Source organism: Faecalibacterium sp. Marseille-Q0746, assembly GCF_017377595.1.
GTDB lineage: Bacteria > Bacillota > Clostridia > Oscillospirales > Ruminococcaceae > Faecalibacterium > Faecalibacterium duncaniae.
Map to the genome: position 1 here is coordinate 111,413 of NZ_JAFREI010000007.1, position 15,808 is coordinate 127,220.

Here is a 15,808-nt window from a genome sequence, read left to right on the forward strand (position 1 = left end):
CGCAGAGTGCTGGCTCAAAAATCTTACACTCCTATTATAACAAGGCTGTCAATGGGAAACCGCCTTTTTTGATGAGAAAATTGTAACTTTTTTTGCAGTTTGGCAGCGTTTTCAGAAAACGCTGCCTCCCGGACACAAAAAAGCCCCCGGAACGGGGGCAGAACGCATAGAACCCATACAAAAACACAGCCCCGCTTTGGCGAAGGAGAGGCCAAAGCGGGGCTGTATTCAATGAAGGAGAAATGAAGAAAATATCAGGTTACAGATTCAGTTCAAACTGTTCTGCAGTGATTGTTGCTTTGCCATCGGCAGCAAAGGTGATGCCATCGGCAGACTGGGGGGTGTAGATCCATACGGTCATGGTCTGCTCACCGTCGTTGGCGAAAACTTCGATGCTGTTCTTATCCAGCAGGATGCGGAGCTTGAGTGCACAGTTCTGGCTGCGTACCTTGCAGCTGCGGCGGTGAACGATGTCGGCACGGGAACCGGCATAGCTGCGATCCAGCGTCAGCTCGGAAGTGTAGGGATCGTAGGTCAGGCTGGTGTGATGATCTGCGTCAGCAGCCAGTTTCAGGGTGAAGGAACGGTATTCGCCTGGCTGCACCGTGACGGTCAGGTCTGCCACACGGCCCTTGATGCCTTCCAGAGAAGTTTCGCTTTGCACCGTCACATTTTCGTGGAAGGTGCGCTTACCGTGGACGGCATCCAGCTCCCGCACGGGGGTCTGAATAATGCGCCCATCCTTGATGTGCAGTTCGCGCGGGCAGATGGTCTGCCCGAACCACTTGCAGCCCTGGGGCTTATCCTCGGTGTCCGACCAGGTCTGCAGCCATGCCGTCATGATCCGGCGGCCATCCGGGGCAAGGGTGGTCTGGGTGGCGTAGAAGTCGATGCCGCCGTCCATCAGCTGCACATTTTCCTTGGTGAAGGTGTGGGTGGTTTCGTCGTAGCTGCCGATGAAGGCAATCACGTTGTGACCGTTGTGGAACTCGCCCTTGGGCAGCATCTCCATGGGGCCGAGCATCAAGACCTGCTTGCCATCCAGCGGAAAGAAGTCCGGGCACTCCCACATTTTGCCGTACTGATTGTTGCAGCGTTCCAGCACCGTGACAAAGTGCCAGTCGAAACCGTCTGCGCTCTGGAACAGTGCCGCTGCGCCGCTGCCGTCCTCGGTCAGGCAGACGGTGACGGCAGAGTAGGTGCCGTCGGCCTCACGCCAGATCTTGGGATCCCGGAAGTCGAACCTGCTGAAGCCTTCCGGCAGGTCTTTCTGGGTCAGCACCGGGTTGCAGGCAGGCTTTTCGTAGTTGAGACCGTCACCGATGGCAATGCTCTGGGTCTGGATGTCCCGCATCTCCCCATTGGGCTGCTTTTCTGCCACCACACTGGTGTACATCAGCAGCTGCTTGCCATCGTCCATCTCGGTGGCAGAGCCGGAGAAACAGCCGGGGCCATTGTCTGCCGGGGAATCCGGGGCAAGCGCACAGGGCAGATATTCCCAGTGCAGCAGGTCGGTGCTGACGGCGTGACCCCAGTGCATGGGCGCCCACCGCACATCGTAGGGGTTATACTGATAGAACTGGTGATACTTCCCTTTGTAATAAGAGAAGCCGTTGGGGTCGTTGAGCCAGCCCACATAAGGAGTCATGTGGTAAGCAGGGCGTTCCGCCGGGGTAATGGCAGCGCCGTGCTCGGCCTCGTAGGCACGGGCTTTTTGTAAAGTCAAATCGTTCATGGAATCCTCCAAAGGAAAGAATTCTTATGCGTAGTAAGCATCCAGATATTTCTGCATAATGCCCAGATAGTCGGACAGGCCGTAGTCTTCCAGCTTGCTCAGATATTCGTTCCACTCTGCATCCGTAGTGCCGTTCATGATCCAGTCGGCCTTCTGCGTATTCATGTAGGTCTGCAGATCTGCCTGCAGGTTGGAGACCTGCTCGGTGTCCTCGTTGCTCATAAAGACATTGGGATAGACATAATCGTTGTTCATATCCGGGGTGTAGATTTCCTTGATCCAGTCCAGACGGTACTGTGCATCGTCCGGGCAGGTAACGTATACACCATAGTAATCATCCAGAACCGCCAGAGGCCCGCCGACACACTGCGCCTCACGGACTTCCACGGGAGAAGCATCGCCCAGAGGAGCGTGCTTCAGCATGGGCTCGCCCTTATCGTTGGTGGACATTTCAAAAATGTTAAAGCCTTCCGCATCGCCGTAGGTACCCCAGTTGTTCTGAGGAGACTGGAGGGGCGCGTACATCTGATCCAGCCATGCGCAAACCAGTGCAGGATTCGTCGCCTTTGCGGTAACAACGCACTTGCCGCGGCCAAAGCCGCTGGTGAAAGAGCCGTTCTGCGGAGTGATATTCCGGGTATCGGCGGTCAGGGCAGGCAGCGGCTCCCAGTCGGTCAGGTTGTCAATGTTGGCAACATCCCAGCTGAAGCAGACACCATAGCGGCCAGCCTTGCCCTTGGAAACATAGGTGGACCACTCCTGCGTGAAGCACTCCGGGTCAATGAGCTTCTCGGCATACAGCTTGTGCAGCCAGTCCAGACCATCACGGTAGCCCTGCTGGGTGGCGGCACAGATGACTTTCCGGTCGTTGGTAACAGCGATATGGCGGTCTTTGTCTGCATCGCCGTAGCCTTCGCCAAAGCCATTGATGAGGATGCTGGGGTCCTGATCGCCGTTGTTGACGATGCAGGACATGGGGATGATATCGCCGTCAATGCCATACTCTGCCTTGATAGAAGCGGCGTTATCACGGAATGCCATCAGCACCTGTTCAAACTCGTCCACTGTGGTGGGCATCGACAGACCGAGGAAGTTCAGCCACTTGGTATTGATGAAGCTCATGTTGCCAATGGTCTGGATGGCGGTCTTTTCTGAGCCGAGCTGCTCGATCCAGGGCAGTGCCCAGATGTGGCCATCGCTGTCGGTACACATGGTGCGGTACTCCGGGTACTGCTCAAAGACCTTCTGGAGATTCGGCATATTGTTGTCAATGTAGTCTTCCAGATTGAGGATGACACCCTGATCTGCGTAGCGCAGCAGATTGCTGTCGGTAAAATCAGCAGTAAAAACAAAATCCGTCAGGGTGTTGGGGTTGGACATATTCAGGGTGATCTTATCGTTCCACTGGTCGGACTGGATGGCGGTCCAGTCGATGTGCACATTGGTCTGCTCTTCCAGACGCTTGAAGATGGTACGGTTGTTCGGCTCGGATTCGCTGCCCACAGGGAAGCTGGTCATACCGGTAAAGGTGACCTTTTCGGACAGCGGAAATTCAACGGCACCGGTCGTGTCCACAGCTGCGGCAGCAGAATTGCTGCTGCCGGTGGATTTGCCGCCGCCACAGGCAGACAGAGCAGCAGCAGAGCCCGCCAGAGCACAGACCTTGAGGAAGTTGCGGCGAGAGATCAGCTTTTTCATGGTATTTTCTCCTTTTTCATGTTTCTTTTTTCGTGTAGCTGATGAGCGTACCGGCTCATAAAATTCTGGAATATCCTCAGCCTTTAATGGAACCAGCCATGATGCCAGCATCAAAATACTTCTGGAAGAAAGGATACATCACCAGCAGCGGCAGACTGGAAATAATAATGGTTGCATATTTGAGCAGCTCTGCCATCTTCGCACGTTCGGCAGTGCTCTGGATATCTGCGATCATGCCGGATTCCGGCTGGCTCTGGATCAGGATGGAACGCAGCACCAGCTGCAGCGGCTGCTTCGATGCGCTGTTCAGGTAGATCATGGCGTCAAAGTAGCTGTTCCACATTGCCACGAACTGCCACAGGGCCAGAACTGCCACCACCGGCATACAGACGGGCAGCAGGATCTTGAAGAAGTAAAGCATCTCGCTGGCTCCATCCACATCCGCAGCTTCGCGCAGCTCACGCGGGATGCCTTGATAATAGGTACGGGCAATGATCATGTTCCACACGCTGAATGCTCCCGGCAGAATGACCGCCCACATGGAATCCAGCAGACCCAGATTGTTGATGAGCAGGTAGGTGGGGATCAGACCGCCGCTGAAAAACATCGTGATCACAAACAAGGTGTTGAAGATCGTTTTGCCTTTGAAGTCCGGCAGCGACATGGGATAAGCGGCAAGCATCGTCACAGCGACCGAGATGATGGTGAAGATGATCGAGTAAAGTACTGCGTTCCTGAAGCCGACCCAGATCTGCTTGTCCGAAACGACACGCTGGTAAGCATCCAGACTCCACTTGCTGAAATCAAAGGAGATGCCCTTGTTTTGCAGAGTGACCGGGTCCATAAAGGACGCGATGACGATGTAGATCATCGGAACGATGATCGCCAGCAGGAACAAGCCCAGAAGTGCGTAGCCGCAGTACAGGATGATCTTATCTTGTCTGGTGTAGAGGGCCATTTTTGATTTTTTCTGTTTTGCCATGGTAAACCCCTCCTTACAAGCCCTTGCCATCGTTCATTTTGGCAACGACCTTGTTCACTGCGATCAGCAGGATGACGTTGACAACGGTGTTGAACAGACCGACTGCCGTGGAGAAGCTGTAATCGCCGTCCAACAGGCCCTTTTTATAAACGTACGTTGCAATGATCTCGGCAGTGTTCAGGTTCAGGTCGGTTTGCAGGGCATAGGCTTTTTCAAAACCGATGCTCATGATGTTGCCTGCCTGCAGGATGAACTGAATAACGACCATATCCTTAATGGCGGGCCACTCCACTGTCATGATCTGCTGGATCAGGTTTGCGCCGTCGATCATAGCAGCTTCCTTCAGATCTTTGCTGGCGTTAGAAAGGGATGCGGTGTACATGATGGATGCCCAGCCGGCACCCTGCCAGATGCCGCTGATGATGTAGATGGGGCGGAACGCTTCCGGCAGCGTCATGAAGTTGATGCTGGTGTGAAGCAGGCCGTTCACCGGACCGGTGACACTCAGCAGCACCCGGACGATACCGCACAGCACGATGACCGAGATGAAGTTGGGCATATACAGCACCAGCTGCACCTTCTGCTTGATCTTCTTGCTCTCAATACGGTTGAGCAGGAATGCCAGCAGAATGGGGATCGGGAAGCCCCACAGCAGACCGTAGACGCTCAGCTTCAGGGTGTTGATCAGATAGCGCTGGAAATCCGGCGAGGACATGAAGCGGGTAAAGTTTTTGAAGCCTACCCACTCGCTGCCCCAGATACCTTTGAAGGGATTGTACTTCTGGAACGCGATCAGCACACCGCCCATGGGAGCGTACTTGAACACCAGCGTCAGCACCACAGCAGGCAGCAGGAACAACAGGTAAAGCTGCCAATGCCGTTTGATGTAGACCCATGTGTTGTGCAGCTTGCGTTCTGCTGCCAGCACAGCCGTTTCCGACGAGGCTGTCTTTGCTTTCATGAATCATTCTCCTCCTTTTTGATTTGCTTGCCGCTTGATTTGCATTTTACATTTGCACCTTTGAATCTTGCGCTTTTTACTTTGATTGTGCAAATGTAAAACTCTGTAATTCATTTATACCACGCAAGCAAGCGAATGTCAACGATAATTCATAGTATATATCAAGAAATACTGTGGATTTGTACAGATGCACAAATTCGAAAGTACGCAAATATGCAAAATGATGATTTGCATTTTTACGTTTGACTAATTTGTGCATTTGCACTATACTGGAGTCATAGAACAAGATCCGTCACCAGACTTTATCGATAAAAGAGGGAACATCCGCCTCTATACTGTAAAGAAAGAGGATGACTTATGACAACCAAGGTCACCATTCAGGATATTGCAAACGAACTGCAGCTTTCCCGCAACACAGTTTCAAAGGCCATCAACAACACCGGTGTGCTGGCAGATGCCACACGGGAGAAGATCCTGCGCAAAGCCGCCGAAATGGGCTATAAGCAGTTCGCCTATCTGCCGCTGTTTCAGGAAGACGCTGCAAAAGCAGCAGCGCCTTCCATTCTGCCGAGTGACAAACGGGAGATCGCCATGCTGACGACCCGGTTTCTGAACAGCTCTCACTTTTCCTCCACGATGCTGGATCGTTTCCAGTCGGAAATCGACCATCTGCATAGCTGCATGACCATTCATCGCATTTCTCTCATAGAGCTGAAAGAGAAAAAACTTCCATCTTCTCTCAACATCCAGCGCACAGCCGGCATCATCTGCTTTGAAGTATTCGACTATGACTACGCACAGATGCTGTGCGATCTGGATGTTCCGCTGCTGTTTGTAGACAGCCCTGTGATGAATATGCGTCCTCCTCTTAAAGCTGACCGCCTTTATATGGAAAACCGCATTGAGATCCAGAATGCGGTGACCCACATGGTCCAGCGCGGCAAAAAACGCATCAGCTTTGCGGGGGATAAAAACCACTGTCAGTCCTTCTTTGAGCGTTATATGGCTTATAGGGATGCAGTGGAGCACTTTGGTCTGACAGAAGGCCTGAGCACCTGTGCGATGCCATCGGGACAGCAGAACTATCCGGTATCCCTGTACGAAACCATCCGTCGGTTCAAAACGATGCCGGATGCCTTTGTCTGCGCCAATGACTTTGTTGCCATGGATCTGGTCAAGGCATTGGATGAGCTGGGGTATTCGGTTCCCGATGATATCTGGGTCTGCGGCTTCGATGACAGTCAGGAGGCTTCCTACTTTGCCCCCCGTCTGACTTCGATCCATATCCATGGACAGATCATGGGCTACACCGCTGCCAATCTGCTTATGACCCGCATCGAAGAACCATCGCTGAACTATCGCACCGTCTATACGGAAACCAACCTGATCCTGCGCGAATCCACAGGAGATTGAGCGAAAGGAGACCCCCCATGCGTGACCTGTGCAATACGGACAAGCCGCTGTTTGCTGTGCTGACGAAATTGACTTACAGTGCTTACCTGAACATCTTATGGCTCGTGTGCAGCCTGCCCATCGTTACCATAGGGGCTTCTACGACCGCCTTGTTCTACGTCACGCTCAAAATGGCGGAAGATCGGGACGATGGTCTGACCCGGATGTTTTTTAAGGCGTTCCGGGAAAATTTTAAGCCTGCCACAAAACTCTGGCTTATCCTGCTGGCAGTCGGCAGTTTCCTGGCTGCGGATGGCTTTGTGCTGTGCCGAATGTGGAGCGAAAACATTTTCTGGACGCTGCTCACTGCAGTGCTTATTGGTGCGGCAGTTCTGTACGGCATCGTTCTGCTGTATGCCTTTCCTCTGCTGGCGCGGTTTGAAAACACCACCTTCGGCATCCTGAAAACAGCGTTTCTCGTGGGTGTCCGGTATCTGTTTTGCACCCTGCTGATGGCGGCGATCTATGGCATCATGGGGTACGTCATAGTGTTTGTGTTCACGCCTGCATTCCTGCTGGGCATGGGCTTCTGCGCCATGCTCTGCTCCTTTCTGATGCTTCGGATCCTCTATCTGATCGGTGGAGACCCTGATGCAGTACACGAGGAATACGACCATGACGAAAACTGACCGGGATACGCTCCGCTCCCTCCATGGGCGCAAAAAGTGGGAGCACATCTGGGCATATTACAAGCTGCCCATTGCGATCATGCTCATCGTCGTCTATATCCTCGGGTATGCAGCCTACCGCCATGTGACGAAAAAAGAGGATGTGCTTTACCTTGGTCTGGTAAATATCACTGCCGGGTCTGATCTGACGGAACAGCTTACCACCGACTTTGCCGAGGCGCAGGGTCTGACCAAAAAGCAACAGGTCGATCTGCTGTCCGGCTTGCTGCTCAGCGAAAGCGACCGCGCAGAGGAGCAGTATGTATATGCTTCGGAGATGAAGTTGCTGGGTGCAGTCAGTGCCCAGCGGTTAGATGTTGTTCTGATGGACGAATATGCACGGGATCGACTGTTGGCAGATGATTATTTTCTCGATCTGCGGACACTGGATGCGTCTTTCCATGCACTGTCGGGTCTGAACGCCGGTGGGACCGTGCTGGATATTTCGGACACGCCGTTTGTCAGGCAGGCAGGTTTTTCTGGCAAGGTCTATCTTGGGGTAGTGCAGAATGCACCGCACCCGGAGCGTGCAGCCGCTTACATTCATTATCTGTTCCAGCGGTGATCGTTGGGTTTTAGCTTATAGGATAAAAATAAGGAGAAAACGTATGGACATTTTAACGATTGGCGAAGTTTTGATCGACCTGACCCAGACCGGCAAGGATGCCCGCGGCATTCCTCAGTTTGCCGCAAACCCCGGCGGTGCCCCGGCAAATCTGGCTGTGGCTGCTTCCAGACTGGGCGCACAGACCGCCTTTATCGGCAAGGTGGGTGCGGATGCCTTTGGCCGCTACCTGAAAGAGGTTCTGGCAGAAAACAAGGTGGACGTTTCCGGCATGGCGGTGGATGCAGACCACCCCACCACCATGGCGGTCGTGTCGGTGGATGCCACCGGCGAGCGGGATTTCAGCTTTTACCGCAGTGCCAACGCTGACGTGATGCTGAGCAAAGAGGACATTTCGGACGAGGCTCTGAAAGCTGCCAAAATCGTCCACTTCGGTTCTGTCAGCCTCACCGCTGACCCCTCCCGCACCGCCACGCTGGATGCTGCCGCCCGCGCCAAAAAGCTGGGTGCTGTCATTACTTATGACCCGAATTACCGTGCCAACCTCTGGAAGAACAAAGAGGATGCCATTGCCCAGATGAAGGCACCCCTGCCGCTGGTGGATATTCTGAAAGTTTCCGATGAGGAGCTGCCCCTGCTTACCGGCACCACCGACTGCGAAAGCGGCACGGCACAACTGGCACAGAACGGAATCCGGCTGATTTTTGTCACTTTGGGTGCAAACGGCGTATTCTACCGCTTTGGGGACAAGACCGGCCATGTGGCGGGCGTGCCCTGCAAGGTGGGCGACACCAACGGCGCAGGCGATACCTTCTTTGGTGCGGCACTTTCCAAGCTTTGCAAGGAGGAATTGGACACCCTGACGGTGGACAAGCTGGAAGGCATTCTTGCCTTTGCCAACAAGGCGGCCAGCATTACCACCAGCCGCCACGGCGCTATCCCCGCCATGCCCACCCTTGCAGAAGTGGAGGGCTGAACCATGGCAGGAAAACAGGAATTTGAATCCCGGTTTGCCAAGCACAAGGACGAGCTGGAATGGCTGTTCATGGAACTGTACCACAACCGGGAAGGGCTGGAAGTTCTGGAGCGGGAGATGGCTGAAGCCTACAACGCCCGCAGCGCCGAGCTGAAAGCGCTGGACAAGGCACGCTCTGCCGACCCGGAGTGGTACAAGCGCGGCAATATGTTCGGCATGACCATGTACACCGACCTCTTTGCCGGAAATCTGAAAGAACTGGCAAAGAAACTGCCTTACCTCAAGGAGCAGAAGCTGACCTATCTGCACCTGATGCCCCTGCTGCAGATGCCCCACCCCCACAACGATGGCGGCTATGCGGTGGAGGACTTCGATACCGTAGACCCGGCCCTTGGCACCAACAAAGATCTGGAAAACCTGACCCGGGAGCTGCGGAAAGCAGGCATCAGCCTGTGTCTGGATTTTGTCATGAACCACACCGCCAGCACCCACCGCTGGGCCATGGCGGCAAAGGCGGGCGACCCGTGGTTTCAGGCCTATTACCACCTCTACGAGGACCGTACCATCCCCGACCAGTACGAGCAGACTGTGCCCCAGGTGTTCCCCAACACCGCGCCCGGCAACTTTACATGGTGTGAGGAAATGCACAAGTGGGTGCTGACCACCTTCCACGACTACCAGTGGGATCTGAACTACGCAAACCCGGCGGTGTTCGTAGACATGACCAAGAGCATCCTGCACCTTGCAAATCTCGGTGTGGAAGTGTTCCGCATTGATGCGGTACCCTATATCTGGAAGCAGCTGGGCACCACCTGCCGCAATCTGCCGCAGGTGCACACCATCGTGCGGATGCTCCGCATGGTGCTGGAATGTGTCTGCCCGGCGGTCATCCTCAAGGGCGAGGTGGTCATGGCTCCCAAGGAGCTGGCGGCTTATTTCGGTACCCCGGAAAAGCCGGAATGCCACATGCTCTACAACGTATCCACCATGGTCAACCTGTGGGGTGCCCTTGCCAGCCGGGACACCCGGCTGCTGAAGGCGCAGCTGGATGCCCTCCACGCCCTGCCGAAGAATTGCTGGTTCGTGAACTATCTGCGCTGCCACGATGACATCGGCTGGGGTCTGGACGAGGCGGTGGAAAACCGTCTTGGCATTGACCCGCAGAAGCACAAGGAGTATCTTTACCACTTCTATGAGGGCAATTTCCCCGGCAGCTGGGCAAAGGGCGAGCTGTACAACTACGACCCCGCTACTGGCGATGCCCGGAGCTGCGGCACCACCGCCAGCCTGTGCGGTATCGAACAGGCACTGGAAAAGGGCGATAAAACCGCACTGGACTACGCCGTGAAGCGTGACCTGCTGCTGCACACTGCTATGGCGTTTTTGCAGGGCTTCCCCATGCTGAACTGCGGCGATGAGATCGCACAACTCAACGGCTGGGACTACAAAAACGACCCTGACCGTGTGGAGGACAGCCGCAATCTGCACCGCAGCAAATTCAACTGGGAGGACGCAAAGCAGCGCACCCGGAAGGGTACGCTGCAAAACGCCTTGTGGCAGGGCATGGAGCAGCTGCGCCAAATGCGGGCAGACCCCTGCTTTGCCCCGGATGCGTGGGTAACCACATGGGACAGCCACAACCCCGGCGTGCTGGCACTGGTACGCAAGCGCGGTGAGGAAACGCTGGTGGGACTGTTCAACTTTACCGAGTACCCGGCAGGGGCAAGTCTGGACGCTCTGGGCGGCGAGTATCACACCCCGGAGGGCACTTCCGTCTGGCTGGCGGATGTGGAGCTGGAGCCCTATCAGGCGCTGTTGGTAAAAAACAAATAAGCAAAACGAGTCATCTGGCTCTCTCTTTTTGCCAAAGTTTTCATTGTTTTTTCTTGCATGCTGCTGAAAGTGGCGTGCTCTCGAAACTTTTTGTTGACACGGCTCGATTTTTGTGGTAATCTATCCCAACAATTTAATATAACATATTTACTTAGAGTTCCAGCTCGGCTCCCGAAGGAGCCGGAGCAAGTTTTTGACTTTCTATCGCTACATAACGAACCCGAACCAAGGCCATCCCGGAAGGGGTGGTCAGGTTCAGGTTGTTGTGTGGCGATTTTTTATCGCCAAATCAATACCGCACCTTGACAACCGCATGACCGTCTGCATGGGATACCCGGCGATGACCCCCAAGAGGGAGAGCCGGAAAACGCCGCTGGAAGGGGGCAGGAAATCCATGCAGGGAGAACGGCGCACCCAATATCAACTGGTCAAAATGGCCAGTTGATGTGGTGAATGACGCAAAGCGTCATTTCCCAGAAGGGTCTTCTGCGTTATGGCTCACCTCATGTAGACATTTTGTCCACACGAGGTGAATTGCCGCAGCCTAAATCAATGTGGACAAATTGTCCACATTGATTCTACCCGTGTTACGGCTGACCTCAACTTGACATTTTGTCAAGCCACGGTGAAATCTGGTGAATACTGCTTTTCAGTACTTACCAAATTGCTGTAACGTGGTCACTCTGTGCTAGGTTACGAGAACCGTAACTCACCACTCAACCATAACAGAGAAAGTTTAGTTGGTGGTCATTTTGACCATCAACCAAATAATCGCAACGCTTTATTGCGTGAAAGTGGCGGTTATCATTTTGATAATCACCACGCATCCGTAACATTTTGGCTGAATAATGCTTTTCATTATCCACCATCCACCCATAACTGCCAAAGGAGGATGCCTATGACAACAGAACAATGGGAACGCGAAAATCAGGACACTCTGATGGAATATTTCATTGATGGCGACCCCAGTGTGCGCAGAATCCAATGTGAATACTGCCGCAAGGTCATCTACACCCAGACGCGCAACCGCAAATATTGCAGTTTTCAGACCTGCGGCCACAAGATGCTGAATCTGCGTAAAAGCCTTAAAAAGCGTGCCGAACGTGGAACGTATACCTGCGCTTGCTGCGGGGAGCAGTTCTTACCGATTCGGGCAGATGCCAGATATTGCAGCAATGCCTGTCGGCAGAAAGACTACCGCCATCGTAAAACAGCCGCACACACTTCTCTTTGAGGAACTTGACAAAGTTTTTCAAGCTCCTTATCCACGCTCGCTTTTATCTCGTAAAGTGGCACTTCCCATTTTGGGAAGTGCCACTTTACCGTAACACCTAATCGCTCACTCCCAAATCCCCAAAATGGGAATTTGGGCGATTATCTGAAATCAGGTTACGCTTTCCGTAACTTGATTTGTAGCCCCCTGCCGAATCAGGTCCCCAAGATGATAACTTTATTGCATCCGTGGCAGAGCCACCGGAGTTATCATTTTGAAAACTTTGGTTTTACCTGTAACACGTCACTCCCACTCGTAAAAATCAGTGGGTCAAAATGGCCCACTGAAAAAGCCGGACGAGCTGCGGGCAGGGATTCGCAAATCTTTGACCGCCAGCTTGCCAAAATCAACGGGCCAAAATGGCCCGTTGAAGGGAGTCAAGGGGGAACGCCTTGCCCAGTGATATGATGCTGTGCGTCATATCCTACTGGGTATTATCTGGCGCAAAACGGCGGCAGATCCAGCAGCTCCGCTGCTGCGTTCTCCCCCACCAAGCTGTTGAAACGGAGGGATGTCTATCTGAAATTAACACGACACAACGGACGAGCCGGAGCACAAGGCACCTACAACCCAAAGCACAATGACCGCAGTTTCAACCTTGCCAACAGTGAGCACATCGACCCGGAACGAGCAAAGGGCAACATCTACTGGGACTGCTTTCACAGTTTCCGTTCGGCTCTCGACCCACAAGACCCGGATGATCTGGCGGCGACCTTCTCGGATGTAGAACGGCAATTTTACGAGAGCCGCTATTCCAATTTTGTGGAAAGTCAGAACGAGCGCAATGCCAAGATTCGGCACACGGAGCGTAATCGCTCCATTCCTGACCTGCTGTCCAGCCGCAAGACCTGCCCGGAAGAAACCATCTACCAGCTGGGAACGCTGGATGAACACGCTTCGGCAAAGGACTTGCTGAACATCGTCACCGAGTTCATTGAGGAGTTTAAGGCTAAATTCGGCGAACACGTTCATGTGCTGGACTGGGCGTTGCATCTGGATGAAAGCACACCGCATATCCATGAGCGTCATGTGTTCGACTGCAAAAACAAGTACGGCGAGATCGCTCCTCAGCAGGAAAAGGCACTGGAAGCGTTGGGCTTCAACTTGCCCGACCCGGACAAGCCCCTCAGCCGCCGCAACAACCGCAAAATCACCTTTGATGCCGCCTGTCGAAAGATGCTGTTCGAGATTGCCAAGCTGCACGGGCTGGAATTGGAGGAAGAAGCAGAATACGGCAACCGCAAATATCTGGAAAAACAGGACTTCATCCTTGCCAAGCAGAAGGAGCAGCTTACCGCCCAGCAGAACAGGCTGGACGAATTGACCCTCAAGGTCAACGACATGGAAACTCTGATCGATGAAGTTTCGGCTGCGGCCTACGACAAGGCGGTGGAGGTCGTGACCGATGTGGTGCGCACCGAGACCCGGAAGGAAGATATGCGGATGATCGAGGACACGAAAAAGTGGGTGCTGTCCCCGGAACGTAAGGCTCCGCAGACCACGAGAGAATACGCCGCCCACCGTTTGGACACCGTGCTGGACAAGTTCCTCAAGACCATGCAGACCACCACCGCACGTCTGCAGGAGAAGCTCCTGAAGCCGGAAGTCCGTCAGAAAGGCAAGGAGCAGGTTAAGGAGAAAGCACGAGATTCGGTGCTGCAACTGCTGAACCGCTTGCAGGCGGAACAGACCCAACGGAAGCCGTCCGCACCGCCTGCCGCCGAAAAGTCAGAAAATCGGTTTCAATAATAGCACGAGGTGATGTTTATTGAGCAAAGAAGTCAACGAAGAACGTGCTCCCCGAACCGTTACCGATGTGAAAGAAATGCTGACCAAGCACTCCAATGGCGAAATTCAGCGGACGATCCAAAACTGCATCACGATTCTGCAGAACGACCATGTGCTTGCCGATGCCATCCGGCTGAACCTGTTGAGCGAGCGCATCGACATCGTAAAGCCTGTGGGCTGGCCCCGCTCCGGCAAGACGCTGAGCGACACCGACATGAAGTATATTCTGCGCCGGATGGAGAAATACGGCATTTCCAGCGAGAAGAAAATTGAATCGGCTATCCGCATCGTTGCCAACGAGAACCGATATCATCCCATCCGGGATTACCTGAACAGCCTAAGATGGGATGGAACAGAACGGATAGCCCACGTCCTGCACCATTTTCTCGGTGCTGCGGAGGACGAGTACACTTGCGAAGCCATGAAGATCTTCCTGCTGGGAGCCATTAAGCGCGTGTTCCAGCCGGGATGCAAATTTGAAACCATGCTCTGTCTGGTGGGCGGACAAGGCACAGGAAAGTCCAGCTTTTTTTGGCTGTTGGCTGTCAAGGACGAGTGGTTCTCGGATGACCTGCGGCGGCTGGACGATGACAACGTGTACCGAAAGCTGCAAGGCCACTGGATCATCGAAATGTCGGAGATGATCGCCACCGCCAATGCCAAGAGCATCGAGGAGATCAAGAGCTTTCTCAGCAAACAGAAGGAGACCTATAAAGTCCCCTACGAGACCCATCCTGCCGACCGTCTGCGCCAGTGCGTCTTTGCTGGCACGACCAACCGGCAGGATTTTTTGCCCCGTGACCGCACAGGCAACCGCCGCTTCATCCCTGTTCCGGTGGATGCGGAACGAGCAGAAGTCCACATTCTAGACGATGAAGCCGAATCCCGTGCCTATATCGACCAGCTTTGGGCAGAAGCCATGACCATCTACAACAGCGGCAACTACAAGCTGGCGTTCAGCCCCGCTATGCAGGAAACGCTGCAAGCTCACCAACAGGACTTCATGCAGGAGGATGCGCAGGCTGGCATGATCTACGCCTTTCTGGAGGACTACACGGGTGACCGGGTGTGTTCCAAGCAGCTTTACGCGGAAGCACTGGGCAACACCAATATCCCGGCAGAGTGGGAGACCCGTGCTATCTGCGAGATCATGAACACCGGAATTTCGCGCGGCGATATCCAAGGCTGGCAGGCGCACAAGACCGCCAAGCGTTACCCGAAGTACGGTGTTCAGAAAGGCTGGGAGCGCGTAACCAGCCCCGAAACCGGGGCTGAAAATTTCTCCGAAATGACGGATGCGGAAGCCCAGCAACTGGGATTTCCCTTCTGATGGACAGCGGTTACACGTCTGGTTACAGATTCGGTTACGCCACAGTTACAGCCCAAAAGCCGCATGACTGCTGCGTTTTCCTCTTTCTGTAACCATGTAACCTTAAAAGAATAAGAAAAAGTATAAAGTGCATCGGACAGCCTGTGTGCAGAAAAAGAGAGTTTTCCTACCCGGTTACAGGCGTTCGGTTACAAGGAATTGGAGGTCTGCCTATGAATATGAATCGGCCTGACATGACCGAAACTGTGAAATCCGAAAATTATACGAATAAGTTCTTGCAAAAGGACTCGAACCCGGTTACAATGAAAGCGTCTAAATCCCCTGCCATTGAATCTTCTGACCAGACCAAAGCAGCCAAGCACGAACCTCTTGTTTACCGGGTGGAGGAAATCGCCCAGCTTTTGGCGATTTCTCCTCGCACTGCGTACAACCTGTGCAACACCACGAAGGATTTTCGGGTGCTGCGCATCGGCACCAGTATCCGGGTAAACAAGCAGAGCTTCGACAACTGGTTTGCGGCGGTCTGAGGGAGGTAATCTATGGCATC

Annotated in this window: 14 protein-coding genes; 10 read left to right on the forward strand and 4 right to left on the reverse strand. The window is 53.8% G+C overall.

Annotated features, from left to right (window positions below):
- Positions 1-259: 259 nt before the first annotated feature.
- From J3351_RS05960 to J3351_RS05975, 4 genes are all read right to left on the reverse strand, one after another.
- Positions 260-1,735 (reverse strand): glycoside hydrolase family 32 protein, encoded by a 1,476-nt coding sequence (locus J3351_RS05960; protein WP_207697319.1) that lies wholly within the window; start codon positions 1,733-1,735, stop codon positions 260-262.
- 24 nt (positions 1,736-1,759) lie between these two features.
- A complete protein-coding gene (locus J3351_RS05965; protein ID WP_207697320.1) occupies positions 1,760-3,433 on the reverse strand; it encodes an extracellular solute-binding protein in 1,674 nt (557 codons plus the stop codon).
- Positions 3,434-3,509: 76 nt separating this feature from the next.
- A complete protein-coding gene (locus J3351_RS05970) occupies positions 3,510-4,445 on the reverse strand; it encodes a carbohydrate ABC transporter permease (RefSeq protein ID WP_005934834.1) in 936 nt (311 codons plus the stop codon).
- The gene (locus J3351_RS05975; RefSeq protein ID WP_005934836.1) at positions 4,429-5,376 is read right to left on the reverse strand and encodes a sugar ABC transporter permease; all 948 of its coding nucleotides are present in this window, start codon (positions 5,374-5,376) and stop codon (positions 4,429-4,431) included. Before J3351_RS05975 ends, J3351_RS05970 begins: the two co-directional genes overlap by 17 nt.
- Before the next feature lie 357 nt (positions 5,377-5,733).
- On the opposite strand from J3351_RS05975, the gene J3351_RS05980 reads away from it, so the two are divergent.
- The 10 genes from J3351_RS05980 (at position 5,734) to J3351_RS06025 (ending at position 15,788) form a co-directional block, all read left to right on the forward strand.
- A complete protein-coding gene (locus J3351_RS05980) occupies positions 5,734-6,789 on the forward strand; it encodes a LacI family DNA-binding transcriptional regulator (RefSeq protein WP_207697321.1) in 1,056 nt (351 codons plus the stop codon).
- A gap of 17 nt (positions 6,790-6,806) precedes the next feature.
- Positions 6,807-7,457, forward strand: a complete 651-nt coding sequence (locus J3351_RS05985; RefSeq protein ID WP_207697322.1) for a YesL family protein — start codon at positions 6,807-6,809, stop codon at positions 7,455-7,457.
- On the forward strand, positions 7,444-8,061 hold the full coding sequence (locus J3351_RS05990) for a hypothetical protein (protein ID WP_207697323.1): 618 nt from the start codon (positions 7,444-7,446) through the stop codon (positions 8,059-8,061). The genes J3351_RS05985 and J3351_RS05990 overlap by 14 nt, the downstream gene beginning before the upstream one ends.
- A gap of 43 nt (positions 8,062-8,104) precedes the next feature.
- On the forward strand, positions 8,105-9,037 hold the full coding sequence (locus J3351_RS05995; RefSeq protein WP_112091246.1) for a carbohydrate kinase: 933 nt from the start codon (positions 8,105-8,107) through the stop codon (positions 9,035-9,037).
- A 3-nt stretch (positions 9,038-9,040) separates the two neighbouring features.
- Complete coding sequence (locus J3351_RS06000) at positions 9,041-10,870, forward strand: amylosucrase (protein WP_207697324.1); 1,830 nt, start codon at positions 9,041-9,043, stop codon at positions 10,868-10,870.
- A gap of 193 nt (positions 10,871-11,063) precedes the next feature.
- Positions 11,064-11,315, forward strand: a complete 252-nt coding sequence (locus tag J3351_RS06005) for a hypothetical protein (RefSeq protein WP_207697325.1) — start codon at positions 11,064-11,066, stop codon at positions 11,313-11,315.
- A 453-nt stretch (positions 11,316-11,768) separates the two neighbouring features.
- The gene (locus J3351_RS06010) at positions 11,769-12,104 is read left to right on the forward strand and encodes a hypothetical protein (protein ID WP_117506013.1); all 336 of its coding nucleotides are present in this window, start codon (positions 11,769-11,771) and stop codon (positions 12,102-12,104) included.
- A gap of 534 nt (positions 12,105-12,638) precedes the next feature.
- On the forward strand, positions 12,639-13,892 hold the full coding sequence (locus J3351_RS06015; protein ID WP_374222235.1) for a hypothetical protein: 1,254 nt from the start codon (positions 12,639-12,641) through the stop codon (positions 13,890-13,892).
- Positions 13,893-13,968: 76 nt separating this feature from the next.
- On the forward strand, positions 13,969-15,261 hold the full coding sequence (locus J3351_RS06020) for a virulence-associated E family protein (RefSeq protein WP_207697326.1): 1,293 nt from the start codon (positions 13,969-13,971) through the stop codon (positions 15,259-15,261).
- Between the two features lie 212 nt (positions 15,262-15,473).
- Positions 15,474-15,788, forward strand: coding sequence for a helix-turn-helix domain-containing protein (locus J3351_RS06025; protein ID WP_207685084.1), 315 nt, complete (start codon positions 15,474-15,476; stop codon positions 15,786-15,788).
- Positions 15,789-15,808: the final 20 nt, after the last annotated feature.